The organism is Treponema primitia ZAS-1 (assembly GCF_000297095.1).
Lineage (GTDB): Bacteria > Spirochaetota > Spirochaetia > Treponematales > Breznakiellaceae > Termitinema > Termitinema primitia_A.
In genome coordinates, this window is sequence record NZ_AEEA01000170.1 from 60,687 (window position 1) to 83,002 (window position 22,316).

Consider the following 22,316-nt stretch of genomic DNA (forward strand, 5'->3'; position numbering starts at 1 on the left):
TCACCCACCGGTCCATGAACCCCGCCAGCAATCTCATTTTGTATTCAGGATTTATCTGTTTATGCAAACGTTATCATAATAATAGGTTTGTTTTTTTGAACTGTCAAGCTTTTTCTGTGTTTTGTGAAACTATTTAGGGTTCTAGATGAATCCATCGTTTTATCAAAGGGTTCTTAGTTTTTTCGTGCCGTAGATTCCCGTATTATCAGCTTGTAGGGAAGGACCAGTTCTTGTTTAAAGGCAGGAGTCCCGGTTATTGTCCGGTGCAGGATCAGTGCGGTCTGTCCGCCAATTTCTTCCAGTGGCTGGCGTATGGTGGTTAGCCGGGGGATCAAATAATCCGATATTTCAATGTCATCGAAACCCACCACCGAAATGTCATCAGGAACCCGCAAACCTTCGTCCTTCAAAATCCGTATAACCCCGAGGGCTAATTCATCAGTGGCTGCATAAATAGCGGAAAAATCCCGGTTCCGGAGAAGCAGTTCCCGCATGGTATACATACCGGATTCTGCAGTATAGTAAGGTGCAAAGAGCACCCGGCTTTCATCCCGTTCAATTCCTGCTGTTTCCAGGGCCTTATAATACCCCTCCACCCGCAGTTTACCAAAGGTAAAATTGCTGGCGCATATCATATTAATCTTGCGATGCCCCAGACCGATAAGGTGGTTTACCGCTGCCATGGAGGCTTGTTCTTCATCAACATGTATGGAAGGAATATCGGGAAAACTAAAGGTCGAAACAACCACGGGAAGCTGCAATCGGTTAAGGGATTCATAAAAAACCGGGTTTCTGATCTCCTGGATCAGGATAACCCCGTCCAGTTTTTCAGACTTTAGCCGATCCAGACAATCCTTTTCACTAATATCGTCAAACTTTACAAAGAAAAACAGCGTATGGTACCCAAATGATTCCAAATGCCGCTCTACTATTGAAAAAAGCTGCCTTTGAAATATATTAAAGGTATAAGGAATCACAATACCCACCGTAAAGCTTCGCTGCAGAACCATGTTCCTAGCAGCCTTGTTGGGTACATATCCGGTTTCTTCAATGAGTTTGAGGATCTGTTCACGCTTTTTTTGGGTAACGTATTTTTTTCCGTTCGCCACCCGTGATACTGTAGAAACGGATACCCCAACTTGTTTGGCAATATCCTTAATGCTAACCATCCCTTTTACCCCACTTTGCTATTATGTACCACAATAGCAGGCGACATACAATACTGCTTTTAAAAAAAGGGTGTTCTTTCCGGAAAACTTTATTTTACCCCCAGGTACTTAAGGCTAGCCTCCAGCGCCGCGGCTAATTGTATCGGCGACAGTTTCTGTACCACCGGGCCAAAGGGCTCATAGGAGAAAGCGCCCTGATATCCCAGGGTATCCAGTCTTTGTATCAATTCTTTATTACCCATTTTATCCTTGGGGCCTACCAGAACACGATTACCATCCAGGAATTTTTCCACCGGAATATCATCTTCAACACCGGAAATATGTACTAAGCCGGTGTAGGGCAGCTCATAGGAAGCGCCAAGACCGTCCATACCGAATATGCTCTTATCATCCGGACCGATGTAATGGTGGAAGGTATCCAACAATACCCGGTAACAGCCATAGCCCGATGCCTTAATGGCGCCGACAATAGGCGGCAGGGATGCGAGGGAAGAGATCCCGAAGCCAAGGGCTTCCACATAGCCGGTTATACCGTATTTAATAAACAGGGGTCCATAGTCCCCCAAGGCATCCACGGTATCCAGGTACTTCTGCTTCGGAGTTCGTTTATCACTTTTCTCGTTATTGGGGCACAACACCAGGGCCGGACATTCAATAGCCGCACAAAGTTCCAGAAGCTGTTCCAACTCCGCAAGGCAGGTCTCCCGCTTGGCAGGCAGATTGAATTTCTGCAAGGCATTGATCGTAATGATCTTAACCCCTTCCCCCCGGCTTATCTTCAGCGCCTCTACGGGTTTTAGCCTGTCAATAATATCCCCTATCTTTGATTTTCCCGGCAGGTCGTTACGAAGTTCTACCTGGGAAAGGCCTAGTCCGGCGGTAAATTTAATGAACTCCGCAAAGTTCTGGGACGGTGAAATGATCCGGTTTAAAGCAACACGTTTTCTTGTCAACATAAAAACTCCTTACACGAAGTACTAGGCTTTCCTTGCGTTTTTGCGCATATCAATAACAACCGCACCTACAATGATAACACCTTCCAGTATTTTCTGGCTGTAGGGAGAGAACCCAAGGAGTGTCATGCCGTTACGCATAACCGATAGTACCAGGGCGCCGATTAACGCGCCCCCGATGGTACCGATACCGCCCGAATGGGAGGTCCCGCCTATGGTAGTAGCGGCAATAGCCGTCAACTCGTAGCCGTCCGCCGCGCCGGGATGAACGCTGCCTACGCGCCCGGCAAAGACAATGGCCGCGATACCAGCGAGGAGACCGCAGTACGCGTAGATCAGTACCAGGTTTTTCGGCACGTTTACGCCGGACACTTCCGCCGCAGTAATATTGCCGCCAATTGCGAATGTATTTTTGCCAAACCGTGTTTTGTTTAACAGAATATAACTCACGATAAACATAAAGAGGTAAATCAGAATCGGAACAGGGATACCAAACACCCTGCTGCCTATGGCGTTCATTGCGGGGGTCAGGTTACTCACCGGACGCGCATTTGAATAGATAAGAGCAAAACCGCGCACCACGGTCATCATCCCCAGGGTAGCGATAAAGGCCGGGATTCTTGTAAAGGCAATAAGCGCTCCGTTCACCGCCCCGCAAAGCGCCCCGATAAGAAGCCCCGCAAGTATCGGAATGATAAGCGGCAATTGGGGCAAATTCTGGTACAGCTTCATCTGCGCGGGTACCTGCGCGAGACTCGCCGCAATAAGGCCGGAAAAAGCAAGCACGGAACCGACCGAAAGATCGATACCCTTGGCAACAATGACAAAGGTCATACCAAGGGCCATGATACCCCAGATGGCGGTTTGATTTAAAATGTTCAAGATGTTGGGAATACTTAAAAAGGCCGGGGACAGGATGGCAAACACAAGGCTCATCACAATCAGAATGAAGAGTATGCCGTATTTCTGGGTTATGCGTTTAACATTAATAGTCATTTTTGGACTCCTTGTTGTTTCTGATAATCTTCCATGGTATTAGTGGCATAGGCCATCAACTCTTCCTGGGTCAAATCCGGTCTGTTGTCAATGATGCCGGTAACTTTTCCCTGGTGCATGATCATGATCCGGTCGCTCATACCCATCACTTCCGGCAGTTCGGAAGAAACCATGATAATGGATTTTCCTTCTCCCGCAAGACGGGTAATAAGCCTGTGGATCTCGGCTTTGGTAAGCACGTCAATGCCCCGCGTCGGTTCATCAAACAGAAGAATATCCGGATTGGTCATGAGCCAGCGGGCAACAAGCACCTTCTGCTGGTTCCCGCCCGAAAGATTCTGAATAAGCTGCCCAAGACCCGGCGTTTTTATCTGCACCTTCTGCACATATTCATCACACATAACACGCATACGTTTTTCGCTCAAAAACCCGGTCTTGTTCAAAAACTGGGGGATACTGCCTATGACCATGTTAAGCTGAATATCCAGCATCGGGAAAATGCCGGAATTCCGCCGGTCTTCGGTGATAAAGGCCATACCGGCCTTTTTCGCATCATCGACCCTGCGGATATTGACATCCTTGCCATCGACAAGGATCTGCCCTCCGCTTTTCTGCCGCACACCGAAAATGGTTTCTATTACCTCACTGCGGCCTGCGCCAATAAGACCCGCAACGCCGAGTATTTCGCCCCTGCGTAGGGTAAACGAAACGTCTGTAAAATATTTTTTATGTGAAAGGTTTTTAACCTCAAGTTTGACCTCGCCTATGGGACACACTTCCTTGGGGAACTGGTCCTTTACATCCCGGCCCACCATCATGTTGATAAGCTTGTCTACCTTTAATTCCTCCGGCGTTCCGGTCCCTATATACTCGCCGTCGCGGTAGACGCTGATGATATCCGCAATCTTGTATATTTCATCAAGCTTGTGGGAAATGTAGATCATGCTCGTGCCCTTTTCCTTGAGCTTCCGCATGATAACAAAAAGCTGGTCGACTTCCCGGTTTGTCAAGGCCGAAGTCGGCTCATCCATAAGAATCAATTTTGAATTATACGAAATGGCCTTCCCGATTTCGCACATCTGCATTTTGGCAACAGTCAGTTCCGACATCAAAGTTCTGGGATCTTCCATCATATATATCTCTTCCAGAACCTCACTGGTCATTTCCGCCATTTTTTTATGGTTAATAAGACCAAGTTTGTTTCGCGGCTCCCGACCCAGCCAGAGATTTTCCATGATGGGCCGGTGCAGAACAGGGTTCAGCTCCTGGTGGATCATGGAGATTCCCATTTTCAGGGCCTCCGCCGGATTGTAATGCCCCAGTTCCTTCCCATTAAAAAAGATCTGTCCACTTGTAGGTGAATGGATGCCGATGATACACTTCATAAGCGTTGACTTACCCGCCCCATTCTCGCCTAAAAGAGCGTGAATCTCCCCGGGGCGGACCTTAAGATCGACTCCGCGAAGAGCCTGGACGCCCGGAAAAGTTTTAACAATATTTTTCATTTCAAGGATATATTCACTATCCGCCATACGTCCGCCCCTGTAATTTTCATTGCTTGCGGTTCTAAAATCATAGCCCTTTCGAACCACCGTATTCTAAAACCGCCCTGTTTACTGTTGCAAAAGGCGGCGGCAAACACCATTGGTATTTGCCATCGCCCCTAAAAACAATCTGAATTAAAGGTAATCGTCCGCGTTTTTTTTGGTAATCAACTCGTAGGGTACCCATTTGATGGGGTCCAATTTTTCACCCTTAAGCGCCCGGATCGCAAAGTCGGCGGCTCCAGCCCCCTGGCCTCTCGCGTTTTGGAATACCGAACACGCCATCTTGCCGTCCTTAACAGCCTGAACCGCATCGGGGTTCCCGTCCGTACCGCCTACCAGGATTCCTGTCCGGCCGGTGCTTGCAATCGCCACAAGGGCGCCCATGGCCATTTCATCGTTGTTGGAAGCAATGGCTTTCAGATTAGGATACGCGGTGAGCCAGTTTTCGGTGACATTGACGCCTTCGTTCCGCATCCAGTTACCGGTTTGTTCGGCCACGACCTTGATGTTCGGGTATTTTTCCGCGATAACTTGCTTGACACCCCGGGTCCTGTCCTGGGCCGCTTCCTGGTTAAGCTGCCCCATGAGGATAGCGATTTCACCCGAACCGCCCAGCTGCTCGCCGAGGTATTCCATCTGCTGACGGCCTGCTACGACCGAATCCGAACCGCAATAGTACACGCCTGCGGGGGGAGTTGTACCAACATAGGGGTTGCGGTTTACGTAGATGATGGGAATTTTCGCTTCCTGGGCTGCCCGGGTCATGGGAGCAGCCGCGCTGGTGTCAACCGGAACTACAACTATCGCCTTTACACCCTGGGCGATTGCCGCGTTGACATTGTCCTGCTGGCGGGTAACATCATTCTGACCGTCCGACCAGATGATCTCGTACTCCGGTTTGTTCGCGAATTCCGCGGCAAACGCATCGTGCAGGTAGGAGAGCCAGGTATCATTTGACTCACTGCGGGCAAAGGCGATGCGTATCTTCTGCGTCCCTCCGCTCTGCTGACCTCCGTTCGCAAAAAGCCCTGACGCCACCATCAGAGCAACCGCAAAAACACATAGTGATTTTTTCATAAAAAATCCTCCTCCAATCTTATTTCCATGTTCTAAAACAGAACATTGGTCTAATAACGTTTTCATATATAAGTATCCCATTACTATTTAAATCTGTCAACAAAAATCGTTGAACCATGCGTATTTTGATTTGTTATTTTAATTTGTTATAATACAAAGATTTAATCAATATAAACCTCTGTTGGCTTCTAGGAGAATACGATTTTCTTTAAAATCTGAATGGGAAAAACAGGAAAACAAGCCTTTTTATTGAAGATTTTTTTATTTAATGTGGATCAATAATTATAAAAAATGGGTTTACAAGGTTTAATTTTGGATGTATTATTATAACAACGTTTTCATACGCTAATTATAGAGGGTTATCTAAAACAAGGAGCAGTATTATGGCTGATAGATTAAAAATCGGAATTATCGGCGCCGGGCGCATTGGTAAAATCCACATTGACAACATTGCCCGTTTTATCCCCCAGGCCAAACTAGAGGGGCTGGCGGATATTATGTTGAACCCTGAGCAGGAAGCTCTGGCAAAGGGACTTGAAGTCAGAATTATTTCCAAAAATCCCCAGGACCTTTTGAAGGATCCTGAAATAAAAGCGGTGATAATTTGTAGTTCCACCGATACCCACGCGGACCTCACCATCGCCGCCGCCCAGGCGGGGAAGCATATCTTCTGTGAAAAACCCATAGATCTGACCGTAACCAAGGTAAAGGCAGCCCTGGATGCAGCCAAAAAGGCGGGGGTTAAGCTCCAGATCGGGTTTAATCGCCGGTTTGACCACAATTTTGCCCGTATCCGGAAATACACTCTGGATGGCGCAATCGGTGATGTTCATCTTATTAAGATCAGCTCCCGAGACCCCGCGCCGCCGCCCATTGCGTATGTTAAGGTCTCCGGGGGGATATTCATGGATATGATGATCCACGACTTCGATATGGCCAGATTCCAGGCAGGAAGCGAGATCACCGAAGTGTACGCTGCCGGAGATGTGCTGGTTGATCCGGAAATCGGTAAGGCCGGGGATGTGGATACCGCCATCGTTACCCTGAAATTCGCCAATGGCGCCATCGGAGTTATCGATAATTCCCGCAAGGCCGTCTACGGGTATGACCAACGGGTGGAAGTTTTTGGTTCCAAGGGAGCTGCCCAGGCCGAAAACGACACGCCTAACACGGTCAAACTTTCCAATGAATCCGGTGTTACCGGGGAAAAACCCCTGTACTTCTTCCTGGAACGGTATAAGGGAGCCTTTTTAGCTGAAATGGTCTCCTTTATTGATTCCATACAGAACAACAAGCCTATCGCGGTAAGCGGTGAAGATGGTTTGGCAAATATGTACGCTGCCCTAGCGGCGCTGAAGTCTCTTAAGGAAAAACGCCCTGTTTCTATAGAAGAAATCAAGGCACAATAGTAGTATTTATAAGGAAGGCACAGGATGCAAATACCGCACAAACCGCCATTTAACCGGGGCTACACTCCCCTGTCACCCCGAAGCGGGGCGACTGCGGATATGCTCATGGATTTTGGAGTGATAAAGCTCCTCCCGGGGGATACCTATAGGAGCAACTCCCCCACGGACGAACGGGTTTGGCTGCTCTCCCAGGGAAGCGCAAAAATAAGCTGGGAGGGCGGAGAAAAAGAAATCTCCCGGCCCAACCTTTTCGATTATTCCCCCTGGTGTCTTTCGGTTCCGGGGAAAAACGAAGTTACCATTACCGCGGGAAAAGAGGGGGCGGAGTTTTACTACACCGCCACGGACAACCCCCGGCCCATCAAGGCGAAGCTCTACACCCCCGAGGAATGTAAGAGTGAATTCCGGGGAGAAGGTACCATGCGGGAAACCTCCACACGGGTGGTACGCACCGTCTTTGACGACACCAATCGGCCGGAGTCCAACCTGGTCATCGGCGAAGTTATCGGCGTACCCGGCAAGTGGTCCAGCTACCCGCCTCATCATCATCCCCAGCCGGAGATTTACCATTACCGCTTCCTCCCCAGCCAGGGATTCGGCCTTACCGCAATCGGTGACACACCCTATATCATTAAGGACAAAGACACTATCCTGATACGGGAAGGGGAAGTTCATCCCCAGGTTACCGCTCCGGGTTATGCCATGTGGTATCTCTGGGTGATACGTCACATTGACGGCGCCCATTACGGGCCTGCAACCAAGACGCCCATATTTATAGAGGAACACAAATGGGTCCAGGGGCCGGAAGATAAAATCTGGCAGCCAAAAAAATAAATACACAAGTAGTAAGGAGAAAACCCGTATGGGAAAAACAATACGTCTTACCATGGCACAGGCTCTGCTGCGATTTCTGGACAATCAATACATTGAAGTGGATGGCGAAGAGATCAAATTTGTTGCCGGTGTGTTCGGCATATTCGGCCACGGGGTGGTGGTAGGCCTGGGTGAAGCGCTGGCCTCAAAGGATAACAAACTAAAGTTCTATCAGGCAAAGAACGAACAGGGCGCAGGTCACGCGGCCATGGGCTTTGCCAAACAAAAAAACCGCCGGCAAATGATGGCGGTGTGCAGTTCCATAGGTCCGGGCGCCCTGAACATGGTGCCCGCCGCAGGGACTGCCACGGTGAACCGCATACCCGTGCTGTTTCTGCCGGGAGACGCCTTTGCCTGCCGCCAGCCCGATCCGGTGCTCCAGCAGGTAGAAAGTCCCAACGATTATACCAGCACCGCCAGCGATGCCTTCCGCGCGGTAAGCCGTTACTGGGACCGGGTGCAGCGGCCGGAACAGCTTATGACCGCCATGATCAACGCATTCCGGGTCCTCACGGATCCTGCGGAAACCGGAGCGGTAACCGTGGCGCTGCCCCAGGATGTACAGGGGGAAGCCTACGATTATCCCGAGGAATTCCTCGGTAAACGGGTCCACCACATAGAGCGGCGCATACCTACCAAGGGCCAGATCGATAGGGCCGCAGCGATGCTGAAGGCTGCCAAAAAACCCATGGTGATCTGCGGCGGCGGAGTGCGCTTCTCCGATGCGGGAAAGGAACTGGAAAAATTCTGCGAGACCTACCACATCCCCTTCGGGGAAACCCAGGCCGGAAAGGGAACCATCCTCTGGGATAACTCCTACAATCTTTCGGGGATCGGCAACACCGGCGCCCTTTCGGCGAACAGGATTGCTAAAGAGGCGGACCTGATCATTGCAGTGGGAACCCGGTTGGGAGACTTTACCACCTGCTCCAAATGGCTTTTTCAGCACCCCGAAGCTAAAATACTGGGGATCAACATTGCCCCCTTTGACGCCTATAAGATGAACGGCGAGCCTATCATTGCGGACGCAAAACTTACCCTGGACGCCTTAACCAAGGCAGCGCCCGGGTACAAATCAAGCTGGGGCGATAGGATTAGTGAAGTCCGCGCCGAGTGGAAGGCCGAGGTTGACCGGCTCTACAGCGAAGACGCCAATCCCGCTCCGGACGGTTCGCCCCTGCTTTCCCAGGCCAGGGTATTAGGGGAACTGAACGATAGGCTCCTCCCCAAGGATGCTATCGCCGTGTCCGGTTCGGGGTCCATCCCATCGGATATGCAGCGGGTCTGGCGCGCCCGGGTAAAGGATACCTACCACATGGAATACGGCTTCTCCTGCATGGGCTACGAAGTCGCCGCCGCCCTGGGAGTAAAAATCGCCTTTCCGGAAAAGGAAGTGGTCGCCCTGGTTGGGGACGGCGCCTATACCATGCTCCACACGGAATTGCTAACCGCTGTTCAGGAAGGTAAGAAAATTATCATCGTGGTGCTGGACAACGCCGGGTTCCACTGTATAGACAACCTGCAGCATAGTCAGGGGATAGTCCACTTTGGTAACGAATGGAAAACCCGGAATGAAGCCAGCGGGCTCCTGGAAGGAAGTTCCGTGCAGGTGGACTACGCCAAAAACGGCGAAAGTTGGGGCGCACTGGGACTGCGGGCCAGAACACCTGCGGAACTGGAAAAGGCGGTAAAGGAAGCTTTGGCGTCCAAAAAATCGGTGGTGATCGATGTTAAGACCAGCGCTAAGACCATGACCCACGGGTATGAATCCTGGTGGCGGGTTGGTACCGCCCAGGTTTCCACCAACCCTGAAGTTGAAAAGGCAGCAAAGGATATGGCTGCAGAAGTTTCCAAGGCAAGAAAATTCTAGGAGAAGTGTTATGGCAAAGGTAGCATTGAAGCCTAAGATCAAACTGGCCATTGCCCCCATCGGCTGGACCAATGACGACCTTCCCGAACTGGGGGGGGAGATTCCCTTTGAGCAGTGTGTCAGCGAAATGGCTTTGGCGGGATTTACCGGAAGCGAAGTGGGTAACAAGTATCCCAAGGATCCGGACATTCTCAACCCAAAACTAAAACTGCGGGGGCTCACCATTTGTAACGCCTGGTTCAGTTCTTTTCTGACCACTCAGCCCTACGAAGAAGTAGAAGCGGCATTCATCAAGCACCGGGATTTTCTTTATGCTGTGGGCGCCCGGGTTATAGGGGCTTCTGAACAGGGTCACTCCATTCAGGGCAAGGAAGAACCTATCTTCGATAACAAACCGGTTTTTACCGACGAGGAATGGAAACGGCTCACCGAGGGGCTGAACAAGCTGGGAAAATTGGCGGCTGAAAAAAAAATGAAGCTGACCTTCCATCACCATATGGGGACCGGTGTGCAGACCGCCGCCGAAATTGACCGGCTTATGGAAAACACCGATCCTAAATTACTGAGCCTCCTCTACGATACGGGGCACCTGGTTTTCTCCGGGGAAGATCATATGGCGGTGTTGAAAAAATGGATAAAGCGGATTCGCCATGTACACCTTAAGGATATGCGTCCCGCTATTCGGGAAACAGCGATTACGGAAAAATGGTCCTTCCTCCATGCGGTTAAGTCCGGGGTCTTTACGGTGCCCGGCGACGGAAGCATAGACTTCAAGCCCATCTTCAACACCCTGAAAAAAGCGCAGTATGAAGGATGGTGGGTGGTGGAAGCCGAACAGGACCCCGCCAAGGCTAATCCCCTGGAGTACGCCATTAAGGCCCGGGCCTATATCAAAAAAACCGGCGGAGTTTAATCAATGAGATTCGGAATAAACACCCTGGATGATTTTGATGTAAAGGATAAAACGGTTCTCTGCCGGGTGGACATTAACCAGCCGGTGGACCGGGTCACGGGAACCCTAAAGGATACTACCAGGATCGAAGCCTGTATCCCTACCCTGAAGGAATTGAGTGAGAAGGGAGCCAAGCTGGTGCTTCTGGCCCATCAGGGAAGTGATATCGAATATAAAAACTTTTATACCACCGAGCCCCATGCAAAGGCGCTGTCCATATTTCTGGGTAAGGAAGTGAAATTTATCGATGATGTCTGCGGCCCCGCAGCCCGGGAGGCTATCAAGGCCCTCAATGCGGGAGAAATCCTCCTGCTGGACAATGTCCGTTTTGTATCGGAGGAACAGACCCTCTTTGAAACCAAACTGCTCCTCTCCCATGAGGAACAGGCAAAAACACTGTTAGTGCGGAAGCTGGCTCCATTGGGGGACATCTATGTCTGCGATGCTTTTGCCGCAGCCCACCGGGATCAGCCCAGTTTATGCGGATTTGAAGAACTCCTGCCCAGCGCCATGGGCCGCCTGTTTGAAGAGGAATTCTGCGTCATCTCCGGTCTCATGGAAAAACCAGAGCGGCCCAGCGTATTTGTCCTGGGGGGCGCCAAAATTAACGACGCTTTTCTGATGATGAGCGCCGTCCTGGGGGGCGGAGCGGCGGACAAAGTTTTAACCGGCGGTCTGGTAGGAGAAGTAATCCTCTGGGCGGACGGTAAAGACATCGGGGAACCTGCCCGGGCTTTCATCAAAAAAGAAGGCTACGATAATTTAGTGGACACCGCAAAGGAGCTGCTTGCAAAATACCGGGACAAGATTGTAAGCCCCTCGGACTTTGCCGCGGTGAAGGACGGGAAGCGGGTGGAATATGAGCTGGGGAAAATCCCCGCAGGGGTACTCATCCTGGATATTGGCGAGATGACCGCAAAAAAATATCAGGAGGCCATCAGGGGAGCCAAGACCGTTTTTGTCAACGGACCCATGGGGGTTTTTGAAGAAGCAGCCACCGAGCTGGGGACCCGCCTGGTATGGGACGCACTGGGGGATACCCAAGCCTATACGGTTATTGGAGGCGGTGACAGTATTACTGCGACAAAAAAATACGGTAAAACCAGGGATATTGATTACATCTGTACCGGCGGGGGTGCGTTGATCCGCTTCTTAACCGGGGAAGAATTGCCGGTGGTAAAAGCGCTGCGGCACGGTTCAAAGCTGAAAGAAAAGGTAAAATAATTCCGTCCTTGAAGGAAGGCGGGGATATTCATTAATTGCTTAAAAAACTATAAGGGGAGAAAGAAAATGGTAAAAGTCGGAGTAGCGGGATACGGAGTAATCGGGCAGCGTTTAGCGGACGGCGTGGCGCTGCAGAAAGACATGGAACTGGTGGGCATCGCGGATTTAGCCCCCACCCTTTCCATTAAAGCCCTCTGTGAAAAGGGTATGCCCTATGACCTGTATCTGGTCGATGGGGCGGACAAATCCAAATTTGATGCCGCAGGAATCCCCTACAAGGGCAGCTTCCAGGACCTGATCGGTAAGGTTGATATCATGCTGGATTCCTCCCCCGGCGGTGTGGGGGCAAAAAACAAGGAACTCTACGCCAAGGCCGGAGTTAAGGCTATCTTCCAGGGCGGTGAGAAAAACTCCGTGGCGGATGTGTTTTTCCACGGTTACGCTAACTACGAAAAAGGGCTCGGGGTAAATTACCTGAAGCTGACCAGTTGTAATACTACGGGACTCATCCGTTCGGTGGACTGTCTGGACCGTAAATACGGTATCGACCGGGTGGCGATAACCATCATCCGCCGGGTGGCTGATCCCGGGGACTATCATCGCGGCTTAACCAACGCCCTGCAGATGGACAAGGCTCCCTCCCATCAGGCCCTGGACCTGATGACCATCATGCCCCATATTGATGCGACGGGCATCCTGGTCCATACTCCGGTTACCCACGGCCACATCATTACGGTGGTCGCCCACGCGAAAAAAGGTAAGATTACTAAGGAACAGGCCCTGGAAGCCTTTAAGACCCACAACCGTATCCGGGTGGTGAATATCGACGACGGTTTCCTGGGGAATGCCTCATTCTTCCGCTACGCCCGTGACCTGGGGAACCCCCGTGGAGATATGTACGAGATCGGCCTATGGGAAGACAGTATCGTTGAAAGCGGTGACAATATTATGTACGCCATCAACATCCCCCAGGAATCGGTAACTATTCCGGAAACCATGGACGGTATCCGTGCCAGCATGAAGATGCAGAACGATTCAGCCACAGGTACTGCTGAAACCAACAAATACCTTGGCTTAGGGAAGTGGAAAAAATGAAGATCGATCCTGCATTAAAGGATCTGGACGCCCTGTTTCCTGCGGAATTTACGGAGGACCAGAAAGCCCAGGCTAAAACACTATTCCTAAAAAATTTGTCCCTGGAGGCCCACAAGTTCTACGGCGGAAAGATGCAGACCGTGCCCAAGTGCGGCATCGCCGGCCTTAACTGGTTTAACGTTTGGTACACCCCGGGGGTTTCCAAAATATCCACCACCATCCGGGATGACAACGATACGTCCTTTTCCCTGTCTAACCGAGGAAACCTGGTGGCGGTGGTGTCCGACTCTACCCGGGTCCTGGGGGACGGCGACTGCACCCCTCCGGGCGGCCTGGGGGTCATGGAAGGCAAGGCCATGATCATGAAGTACCTGGGCGGCGTAGACGCCACGGCAATTTGTATGGATTCACGCGGACCCGATGGCAAGCATGATCCTGACCGGATCATTGAGTTTGTAAAAATGCTGCAGCCTTCCTTCGGTGCGATAAACCTGGAAGATATCAGCCAGCCCAATTGTTTTAAGGTACTGGACGAATTACGTGATGCCTGTGATATACCGGTATGGCACGACGATGCCCAGGGGACTGCCTGCATCACCCTGGCAGGGCTGCTCAATGCACTAAAACTGGCGGGGAAGAAACTATCGGAGGCAAAGATAGTGCTTCTGGGAGCGGGTGCAGCGAACACCACCATAGCCAGGTTGATCATTGCCGACGGCGGCGATCCCGCCAAGATGATCGTCTTTGACTCCAAGGGTTCCCTTCACCTGGGACGGGATGATATTAAGAACGATAAGCGGAACTACCGGAAGTGGGAAATTTGCGAAAAAACCAATCCCGGTAGGGCGGCAAACGAAGCGGAAGCGCTGAAAGGCGCGGATGTACTCATCGCCCTATCAAAACCCGGCCCGGATACGGTGAAGCGGGAATGGATATCCTCCATGGCCGCCAAGTCTATCGTGTTCACCTGCGCCAACCCGGTACCGGAGATTTGGCCCTATGCGGCCAAGGAAGCGGGGGCCTTTATTGTGGCAACCGGCCGGGGGGACTTCCCCAACCAGGTGAACAATTCGGTCTGTTTCCCGGGGATACTCAAGGGCGCACTATTAGTACGGGCAAAGAAGATCACCGATGGCATGGCGATCCGCTGTGCCCACTCCATTGCGGATTTTTCCGAGAAACGTGGTATACATCCTGACAGCATCATTGCCACCATGGAAGAAACCGAAGTGTTTGCGGTGGAGGCTGCGGATGTAGCCCAACAGGCTGTTAAAGAAGGGGTAGCCCGGCTGCAGTTATCCTGGGATGAAGTTTACAATCGGGCTAAGGCGGACATTGCCGCCGCCCGGGCTCTGGTGGATGACCTGAAAAAACTGGGGCATATCAAAGAACCGCCGGCGGAGCTGCTGGAGACGGCGCTGGCTAGGGCTATTGACGCGGTAAAAAAATAAGGAGTTTTTTGTGAAGGATCAAAACTGCCGGTACTGTACCCGCACTACCGATATCGTAGAGATTGTGGCGGATCTGGAAGTATCCACCCTGTACATCACTAAGGATCAGGCCTACCGGGGCCGCTGTATTCTGGCCCTCAAGGAACACAAAACCGAGGTATTCCAGCTCAGTAAAACGGAGGTAGAAGCCTTCGGACGGGATATGGCCAAGGCATCAAAAGCTATTTACGACGCCTTCTCCCCGGACAAGATCAACTACGCCGCCTACGGTGATGGTTATCCCCATGTGCACTTCCATCTGGTCCCGAAATACAAGGGCGGCAAATCCTGGGGAGGCCCCTTTGATCTGGCCGCCGATCCCTCAGGCGCCGTAAGCCCTGAGGAACTTAACAAACTTATTGAACAAATTAAAAGCAAACTTTAAATGACAAATCCGGAAGGTGTGTGGTGCAGCCCCCACCTTCCGGTCAGAGGGCCTTATGAAAATCGAAATCCCCTATCTAAAAAAAACCTTCCCTCTGGAATTTTCCGATGAAAACCTACTGGCAGTGGCGGAACCGAATGAATTCAAGGCTGCCGGAACCATGGAACAAATTCTGGGGGAAGCCTTAAAAAGGCCCTATGGACCGAATAGTTTTACTAAGGATGGTCCCCAGGCTAATGCGGAACAGGGACAGGGTCTTGAAGATTTTCTCCACGGCGGCACACGGATTCTCATTATTATCAACGACGCTACCCGGCCAACCCCCACAGAGATGATCCTCAAGGGCCTTCTACCGGTTTTTGAGAAAACCGGTATCCAAATAGAAAATTTAACCTTCATCGTGGCCACCGGGGCACACCGGGGACCTACGGAGGATGAGTACCGGCAGATTCTGGGGGTGTTTTACGACAAACTCCGGAACCGCTGCGTTCACCACGATGCCCGGAAAGATGAAGATATGGCGGATTTGGGAACCACCAGGAATGGCACACCAATACTGCTCAACAAGCGGCTCTTTGAAGCGGATCGAATAATCGCCACGGGCAGCGTAGAACCCCATTACTTCGCGGGCTTTACCGGGGGCCGCAAGGCATTTCTCCCGGGGATTGCCGCCTATAAGACCATCCAGGAGAACCATAAACAGGCCCTCTCCAAGGCAGCCCATTCCCTGGCCCTGGGGGGGAACCCGGTCCATGAGGATATGATGGACGCCCTGCCTCTGATCAAAGCGCCGGTATTCTCCCTCATGACCATTCTTGATAAGGAGCAGCGGGTAGCCGCTGCTACAACCGGGGATCTGATGGCTTCTTTTTATGCCGCCGTTGAAATTGCCCGGAAGATATTCTGTGTGACTATTCCCGCGAAGGCGGACATCGTAGTATCGGTGGCAAAATTTCCTATGGACATCGATCTCTACCAATCCCAGAAGGCCATTGATAATGGCGCAGTAGCGCTAAAGGATGGGGGAACCCTGATCCTGGTTTCCAGCTGCAGGGACGGCATTGGAGATGAGGCCTACGCTAAACTGCTGGCCTCCGCCAAGAGTCCGGCGGATGCTCTCCGGCGTATCAGCGAAGGGTACAAGCTGGGATACCATAAGGCCGCCAAGATGGCCGCCGTATCCAATCGGGCTACGATAAAGGCCGTAACAGAATTACCTACAGAAAGGCTAAAAAGTATGTTCATCGAGAGCGCCGCTTCCCCCCAAGCGGCGCTGGATGAAGGCTTGAGAAAGGCCCAGTCCCGAGGTATCGCCGTCCCAAAAATACTTATACTCCCCGACGGCTGTGTTACCGTGCCGGAGTCTCAGGACTGAGGCTTATGCTTTCCACCGTGCAAAAATACCTTTTGCCTTTATAAGAAAATCCTTGGGTATAACAATCTTCTCGTCGTCCTGGACTTTATACTGGGGGAAAATCGGCACCGGGTTACAGCCCCCGGAGGACACCTCTACACGATTCAAGGGAAACCGATTGCCGCAGTTCTGACAGACCAGTACATTCCCGTTCTGTTTGTAATATCCCCGGCCCGATCCATAACAAACCTGACAGGTATTGAATACGGTCCGGTAGCTTCCGTCCGGCGCCTTTACCGCCAGAACCTCCATTTGAACCCCCTCAATAACCACGGGGTAAAACTGAGCGGTTCCGGAGAGATCGCTTAAGGGGATAACTAGATCCTGATCCACCACGGGGCTGCGGGGCTGGGCGGAACTGTCGGCGCCCCAGAGAACGCCGCCCGCCGCCTGAGACATTATAATCACCATTGCCAATATCCACGACCTGTTCTTCATCATCACCATACCTCCATAAAATAACTATTTTTCAGAATCCTTAGATTTTTTCCGATTCATTAAAACCGAGACTATCACAATTACTATTGCCGGCAATATACAATGCCAGTGCGTCAACAGGATACCCATCCCTTCCCCCTTTCATTCATTTTCAGGAAATTCTGCGTCAAACAATTTCCAAAAATCGGCCTCGTCTTCTTCGCTCCAATCCGCCATGGCGGCAATGTCTTCATCATCGAGGTAATCATCCTCCAAAATTACTGTTTCCGGGGGTAATTCCGCTCCGGGCTCGATTACGGTAATATTACTGCGGATCATCCCCATCCAGCAGCTATACCGGAAAACACCGGTTTTTTCCGGGGTAAATTCGACCATGTTGGTTCCCGCAGTAAACTTGTGTTCAATGCCGTATTCGCGGATAATCATCCGGTTGTTACAGCCGTTAATGCTCCCCGGCGGCGCCTCGATGGTCCACCGCACCGGCATTCCCGCCATCACCACAATGGGCTGATACTGTCCCGGCAGCAGGGTGGTACTTACCAGTTGTACCCCATCCTCTACGACTATCCCCGGAGCGGCGGATACCGAGCCGGCAGCCGTATCGAAGGGGCTGGAAAACCCGGAAAGACTCCAGCCGTTCGTAAACATAATCAACCCTAAAACCGCCACAAGAACTGCGCCCGCGCTCATCACGGTGCGGGTAAACTTTTTACTCAACAGGGAACTCAGGGCGCCCAGGCCGAACATCAGGGGTACGGTACCCAGGCTGAAGAGCAGCATGGAGAGGCCACCCGTAACAGGATTCCCGGTGGAGAGGGCGTAGAGCTGCATGGCCTGGAGGGGGCCGCAGGGCATAAGGCCGTTTAATAAACCCACATAGAGGGGACTATTACTATGGCCTTTTTTCTCCTCAATACGGCGGGCAAGGAAACCGGGCATCCTTGGGGTAAGGCGCCGCAGCCAGGGGAATATACCCAGCATATTTATTCCCATGATCACCATGAAGACCCCGGCGGCAATCTGTACCGCCCCCTTCATGGCCCCGGAAAAACTGATCACCGAACCCAGGGCGCCCACGATGACCCCCACTAGGGTGTAGGAGACTACCCGACCCAGGTTGTACAAAAGGCTCGGCCGCATGGCGACAGTACCGCTGCCCGCCCGGTTCCCATTGGATACACATTGGGAAAGGTTTATCCCCCCGCACATGGCGATACAGTGGACCGAAGTGATAAGCCCTATAACAAAAAGCATCCCGTAACCCATCCCCGCCTCGGCCAGGGGGAAGGTATTAAACAGGGTGATAAGCCCCAGATTACGGACCAGCAAGAAAAGGGCGGCGATAATAACCAGGGAGCTTATGGTACGGTTAAGGGAATTTCCCGCAGATGCACCATGGCCGGTATAAACGTGATAATCAAGCTTTTCGATAATCGAAGTTATTTCCTGGATGGTAATAGTTTCGGTTTGGTAAGAAACCACCGCAGTACCGGTATTGTAATCTACCTTGGCTTTTACAATCCCCTGGGTACCGCGCAGAGTTTTTTCAATTTTGTTCCGGCAGTTCACACAGGTCATGCCATCAATACGTAAATTTTTGGTTTTTACACCGGTTTCCATAATAAGAATGGTACACCAAGAATATGTTGAAATTGTGAAGAAAAAAGAATTTTACGGGTTTTATTTTCCCAGTAAGCCCGCCAAAGACGGGATAGCTATGAAGTTCCCTACCATACCCCCCACAGAAGAAAGAAAAAACACCAGCAGTGCCTTGGTAATCCGGTTCCGGTAGATCCCCTTCAGGCTGGAAACATCGTCGGAGATGGTCTCGGCGTCGGCGACCCGGGGTTTCCGCATGGTAGCTTCGGTGATGCCCGAAAACAGGCCGACCCCGATAAAGGGATTGATGGTGGCAACCGGGGCGCCCACAAAGGACACCAAAATAGACAGGGGATGCCCCAGGGCGATGAGGGTACCCAAAGCGGCCAGAGAACCGTTCCAAAGCACCCAGTGGAGCAGCATGGACAGGCTTACACCGGCGCCGGCGCGAAAAAAACCCAGGACGATGATTGCCACGATAATAGCCGGGATGATCCAGCCCGCAATCTTGGAGAATAGGGAAGGCGGGGGAATTTTATCCAGTTCCGAAACATCGGCGTTTTCTTCCCCGGCGGAGATCCGTTCCAGGTGGGACTTAATCCCCATAAGATGCCCCGCCCCAACAACAGCGACCTGCCTTGACGTACCGCCGGCCCAAATCTTCGCCGCCAGATACCGGTCACGCTCGTCGATGAGGGTTTCCTTTACCGTAGGCAGGTAGTCCGCCAGCTCGGACATCATACCATCCAGTTCGCTGCGGTTTTTCAGGTTTTCAATTTCAGTCTCGCTTAGTTTTTCTGTGGTAAAGGCGCTGGAAACAAGGGATGCCAGGAGCTTGCTCTTGCTCCAAAAACCGCAGCGGGCCCAGGCGCGGCTGAGGGTGGTCTGTATCTGCCGGTCGCAAAAGGTATAGGGAATCCCTAGTTCTGTGGCGGTATTGATGGCGATCTTCATCTCCTCCCCGGGCTTGACCCCCAGTTCCGCCCCCATGCGGCGCTGAAAACTGGAAAGGACCAGGTTGGCCATGAGGAGGAAACCCTTGCCCTCCCGAAAAACCTTGGCCACATCCAGCTTTTCCCAGCTATCCTTCTGGGCCATGGAGTCATAGCGCCCGGCATCCAGCTCCACACAGACCTGGTCCGGCTTTTCTTCCCGAATTACCCCGGCAACTTCCTCAATACTTTCCCTGGAAACATGTGCGGTACCGATAAGAATAACTTCTCTACCCGGAAGATTAACCGTAACATGGGTATCCTTCATAATAACTCCTATATTAGCGCAGGGACTCCCGCACTATCAAATCGAAGCGAAACGAAGTTTCGCATAACTCCTATTTAGTGCTCTTTAATAGCGTTGAAAAACCGTAAAAACAAATCATCATCGCTTATTTTTGTGGCGGGAAAGAGCAGCCCTCCTGCCATATAGTCATGTCCGCCCCCTTCGCCTATGTCTTGTAGCGCGGTACGGATTACCCGGGCGGCGGAAATATCCGGGAGCTGGCTCCGTACCGAAACCGGCCGGATCTCCCCCTTGTTCTCCACCAGAATGGTAATAGAAATCTCCCGGAGCCGCAGGAAAAAATCCGCCAGGACCGAAATGGCTTCCTGGGTGATCTCTTTGGTGATCACGGTAAAGAAGATACCGTCCTGTATCCGGGCATTGGCAATGGCCAATTGGAGGGAGTTCAGATCCGTTTTTGAAAGCGCTGTTTTAACCACCCGGGATCCGTACTCCCAATCGGCGATGAAGAAAATCCGGTGCAGGGCGTCCAGATCCGCCTGATGTACCCGGCGGGAAAGAAAGTCCGTATCCATCTGTATGCCCATAAGTAACGCTGTGGCAGCAACCTTATCGGGACTCAATGCCAGCTCATGCCAGTAACTTTCGATAATGGACGAACAGGCGCCATAGTCTGTCCGGATATCCACAAAGGGACAGTCCGGAGTTTCGGAACCCCCATGGTGATCTATCACACCAAAAAGATTATCCGTTATCTGCCGGGCATTGGTATTCGTGGGATTTCCGTCCACCATAATGCAGGGAGCATGACGCCATTCTTTGTTTGCCTTATCTACAACCTGGGTAATGGGAATCGCCAGCTCTGAAACCATGGACCAGAGGGAATAGCTCCGGATGATGCCTCGGTACAGGAGCTTAGGGGCAAACCCAAAACGTTCCAGAAGCTGGCTCAGGGCAAAGGCCGAAGCCATGGCGTCATGGTCCGGAAAATCATGAGTTTGGATTACTACCCGCCTTTGAGGCACATCGGGGTCTTCGATAAACCGATCCGAAAGGCGGCAGGATTCTTCCAGAAGTTCGAGCAGCCGGGAAAAGTGGTCCATATCAGGGAGCCTTCAGATTCCGTTCTTCCACGACCCACTCGGTAAAGCGCCATTCGATAATGGTACGCTCTCCCATGTCATAAGCCTGGGTAAAATACCTATTCGCCAGGGTGGTATTGCCCCGAACATCGTAGTAACTCGCCAGATAGTACAACATCTGGGCCTTGAGTGTAAGGTTTTGTTCTTGATCTATCCGTGCGGCCACATCACTGTCCCCGTTCAGATCATGGTAGAGCCGGATCACATACCACTCTAAACTATCCCGCTTAACCTTCCGCAATACCTCTGCAAGAAACGGTTTCGGATCCATTATCCTGCCCGCCCGCATCCAGCACAGGGAAGTAAGCAGGGCATAGGAGAAGGTTTCCGGCGTCTGTCTATAGGTCGCCATAAAGGCGTCCCTGGCCTCAGCCCAGAGACCCCTCCGCATTTTGTGGATCCCCACACCCTCAAAGGCAAAATAATAATCCGGTTTAAGCTTGGCAAGAACCTCGTAATCATGCTCCGCCCCTTCGTAATCACCCAGTTCATCCTTTATCCCGGCGCTGTACACATAGGCGATGAACATATTCGGATCTATTCCTATGGCCCGGTTAAATTCCGGAAGGGCTTCCTGCTTCCGCTGCAGATCCACCAGGACGATTCCCCGGTCAACGGCTATCCAATAATCATTACTGTTAATGCTCTTAGCCCGGTCCAGATCGTTTAAGGCATCGGTATAAAAACCCGCTCCTTCGTAAAGCCGGGCCCGTTCGGTTAAGGGTCTGGTCCATTGGGGATAGAGGGTAACCGCCTTGTTCAGCAGGGACTCCGCAGCCTTGGGGTTCCGCTGGTACCGGTACACCCCGGCCCGGCCGAGAAGGGCGTCACCGTTGTTCGGGTCCGCCGCCAGGGCTTTATCAAAATAGGAAGCCGCAGTTTGCAGGGATTTAGCCAGAACCGCTATATTCCCCAGGGCGGAAAGGGCCCGCACATGGTTCGGATCGATTTTGATGATACGTTCCAGGATCGTCTTCTGTTCCCGTTCCTTTCCCTGAGCACTTTCCAGGGTGGAAAGCACATAGAGGGCTTCCGTATTATTCGCATCCCCGGCGATAATCCCTTCAATAATACTCCGGGCTTCCCTAACTCTGCCCGCGGAGCTTAACACCGAAGCCTTCAACAGACGAATATTGGAAGTTGCAGCAACTTCGCTGTCCAGGCGCTCAAAACATGCCAGGGCGCCGTCGTAATCCCCCCGTCCAAGAAAATCCGCCACTGCGGACAGGATAGACTCGGTATCCGTTTGGGGAATCTCCTGGGCAGCAAGAACCTCGACAAAGGGAACCGAAACAGCAGCCATTTCTGTGGCAGGGGCTTGCTCCGCAGGACGGGAAGAACAGGAGAAAAACCAGGGCAGGATTGTCAGAAGGAGAAAAATCCTAGGGTATCCAGTATTCATATTTATCCATAATATAGTACAATCATCTTAAAAGCAACAAGT

The 22,316-nt window shown here is 51.8% G+C and carries 19 protein-coding genes; 9 read left to right on the forward strand and 10 right to left on the reverse strand.

Going from position 1 to position 22,316, the window contains the following annotated elements; all coding sequences use genetic code 11:
* Positions 1–173: 173 nt before the first annotated feature.
* The 5 genes from TPRIMZ1_RS0116960 to TPRIMZ1_RS0116980 form a co-directional block, all read right to left on the reverse strand.
* Positions 174–1,169, reverse strand: a complete 996-nt coding sequence (locus tag TPRIMZ1_RS0116960; protein ID WP_010263552.1) for a LacI family DNA-binding transcriptional regulator — start codon at positions 1,167–1,169, stop codon at positions 174–176.
* A gap of 89 nt (positions 1,170–1,258) precedes the next feature.
* Positions 1,259–2,125, reverse strand: a complete 867-nt coding sequence (locus TPRIMZ1_RS0116965; RefSeq protein ID WP_026043782.1) for a TIM barrel protein — start codon at positions 2,123–2,125, stop codon at positions 1,259–1,261.
* A gap of 21 nt (positions 2,126–2,146) precedes the next feature.
* Positions 2,147–3,118, reverse strand: a complete 972-nt coding sequence (locus tag TPRIMZ1_RS0116970; RefSeq protein WP_010263554.1) for an ABC transporter permease — start codon at positions 3,116–3,118, stop codon at positions 2,147–2,149.
* On the reverse strand, positions 3,115–4,650 hold the full coding sequence (locus TPRIMZ1_RS0116975) for a sugar ABC transporter ATP-binding protein (RefSeq protein ID WP_010263555.1): 1,536 nt from the start codon (positions 4,648–4,650) through the stop codon (positions 3,115–3,117). Before TPRIMZ1_RS0116975 ends, TPRIMZ1_RS0116970 begins: the two co-directional genes overlap by 4 nt.
* Positions 4,651–4,797: 147 nt before the next feature.
* Positions 4,798–5,742, reverse strand: coding sequence for a substrate-binding domain-containing protein (locus TPRIMZ1_RS0116980; RefSeq protein WP_010263556.1), 945 nt, complete (start codon positions 5,740–5,742; stop codon positions 4,798–4,800).
* A 383-nt stretch (positions 5,743–6,125) separates the two neighbouring features.
* On the opposite strand from TPRIMZ1_RS0116980, the gene iolG reads away from it, so the two are divergent.
* The 9 genes from iolG to larA all read left to right on the forward strand — a co-directional run bounded on the left by iolG (position 6,126) and on the right by larA (position 16,415).
* Positions 6,126–7,151 (forward strand): inositol 2-dehydrogenase, encoded by a 1,026-nt coding sequence (gene iolG / locus TPRIMZ1_RS0116985; RefSeq protein ID WP_010263557.1) that lies wholly within the window; start codon positions 6,126–6,128, stop codon positions 7,149–7,151.
* Positions 7,152–7,175: 24 nt separating this feature from the next.
* Entirely contained in the window at positions 7,176–7,985 is an 810-nt protein-coding gene (locus TPRIMZ1_RS0116990; protein WP_010263558.1) for a 5-deoxy-glucuronate isomerase, read from the forward strand.
* A 28-nt stretch (positions 7,986–8,013) separates the two neighbouring features.
* Positions 8,014–9,894, forward strand: a complete 1,881-nt coding sequence (gene iolD / locus TPRIMZ1_RS0116995; protein ID WP_010263559.1) for a 3D-(3,5/4)-trihydroxycyclohexane-1,2-dione acylhydrolase (decyclizing) — start codon at positions 8,014–8,016, stop codon at positions 9,892–9,894.
* A gap of 10 nt (positions 9,895–9,904) precedes the next feature.
* Positions 9,905–10,807, forward strand: a complete 903-nt coding sequence (gene iolE / locus TPRIMZ1_RS0117000; protein WP_010263560.1) for a myo-inosose-2 dehydratase — start codon at positions 9,905–9,907, stop codon at positions 10,805–10,807.
* Between the two features lie 3 nt (positions 10,808–10,810).
* Positions 10,811–12,070 (forward strand): phosphoglycerate kinase, encoded by a 1,260-nt coding sequence (locus TPRIMZ1_RS0117005; RefSeq protein WP_010263561.1) that lies wholly within the window; start codon positions 10,811–10,813, stop codon positions 12,068–12,070.
* 66 nt (positions 12,071–12,136) lie between these two features.
* The gene (locus TPRIMZ1_RS0117010; protein WP_010263562.1) at positions 12,137–13,165 is read left to right on the forward strand and encodes a type II glyceraldehyde-3-phosphate dehydrogenase; all 1,029 of its coding nucleotides are present in this window, start codon (positions 12,137–12,139) and stop codon (positions 13,163–13,165) included.
* Positions 13,162–14,616: an NAD(P)-dependent malic enzyme gene (locus TPRIMZ1_RS0117015; RefSeq protein ID WP_010263563.1), complete on the forward strand. Its 1,455-nt coding sequence runs from the start codon at positions 13,162–13,164 to the stop codon at positions 14,614–14,616. The genes TPRIMZ1_RS0117010 and TPRIMZ1_RS0117015 overlap by 4 nt, the downstream gene beginning before the upstream one ends.
* A gap of 10 nt (positions 14,617–14,626) precedes the next feature.
* Complete coding sequence (locus TPRIMZ1_RS0117020; RefSeq protein WP_010263564.1) at positions 14,627–15,040, forward strand: HIT family protein; 414 nt, start codon at positions 14,627–14,629, stop codon at positions 15,038–15,040.
* A gap of 55 nt (positions 15,041–15,095) precedes the next feature.
* Complete coding sequence (larA, locus tag TPRIMZ1_RS0117025) at positions 15,096–16,415, forward strand: nickel-dependent lactate racemase (RefSeq protein WP_010263565.1); 1,320 nt, start codon at positions 15,096–15,098, stop codon at positions 16,413–16,415.
* Between the two features lie 3 nt (positions 16,416–16,418).
* Here the strand turns inward: larA and TPRIMZ1_RS0117030 are convergent, their stop codons facing one another.
* The 5 genes from TPRIMZ1_RS0117030 to TPRIMZ1_RS0117050 all read right to left on the reverse strand — a co-directional run bounded on the left by TPRIMZ1_RS0117030 (position 16,419) and on the right by TPRIMZ1_RS0117050 (position 22,274).
* On the reverse strand, positions 16,419–16,865 hold the full coding sequence (locus TPRIMZ1_RS0117030; protein WP_232616866.1) for a DUF2318 domain-containing protein: 447 nt from the start codon (positions 16,863–16,865) through the stop codon (positions 16,419–16,421).
* Between the two features lie 168 nt (positions 16,866–17,033).
* Positions 17,034–18,512 carry a sulfite exporter TauE/SafE family protein gene (locus TPRIMZ1_RS0117035; protein WP_010263567.1) on the reverse strand — a complete coding sequence of 493 codons (1,479 nt, stop codon included), beginning with the start codon at positions 18,510–18,512 and terminating at the stop codon, positions 17,034–17,036.
* A gap of 60 nt (positions 18,513–18,572) precedes the next feature.
* A complete protein-coding gene (locus tag TPRIMZ1_RS0117040) occupies positions 18,573–19,751 on the reverse strand; it encodes a TraB/GumN family protein (protein ID WP_010263568.1) in 1,179 nt (392 codons plus the stop codon).
* Between the two features lie 74 nt (positions 19,752–19,825).
* Complete coding sequence (locus tag TPRIMZ1_RS0117045; protein ID WP_010263569.1) at positions 19,826–20,833, reverse strand: DHH family phosphoesterase; 1,008 nt, start codon at positions 20,831–20,833, stop codon at positions 19,826–19,828.
* Between the two features lies 1 nt (position 20,834).
* Positions 20,835–22,274 (reverse strand): tetratricopeptide repeat protein, encoded by a 1,440-nt coding sequence (locus TPRIMZ1_RS0117050; protein WP_010263570.1) that lies wholly within the window; start codon positions 22,272–22,274, stop codon positions 20,835–20,837.
* Positions 22,275–22,316: the final 42 nt, after the last annotated feature.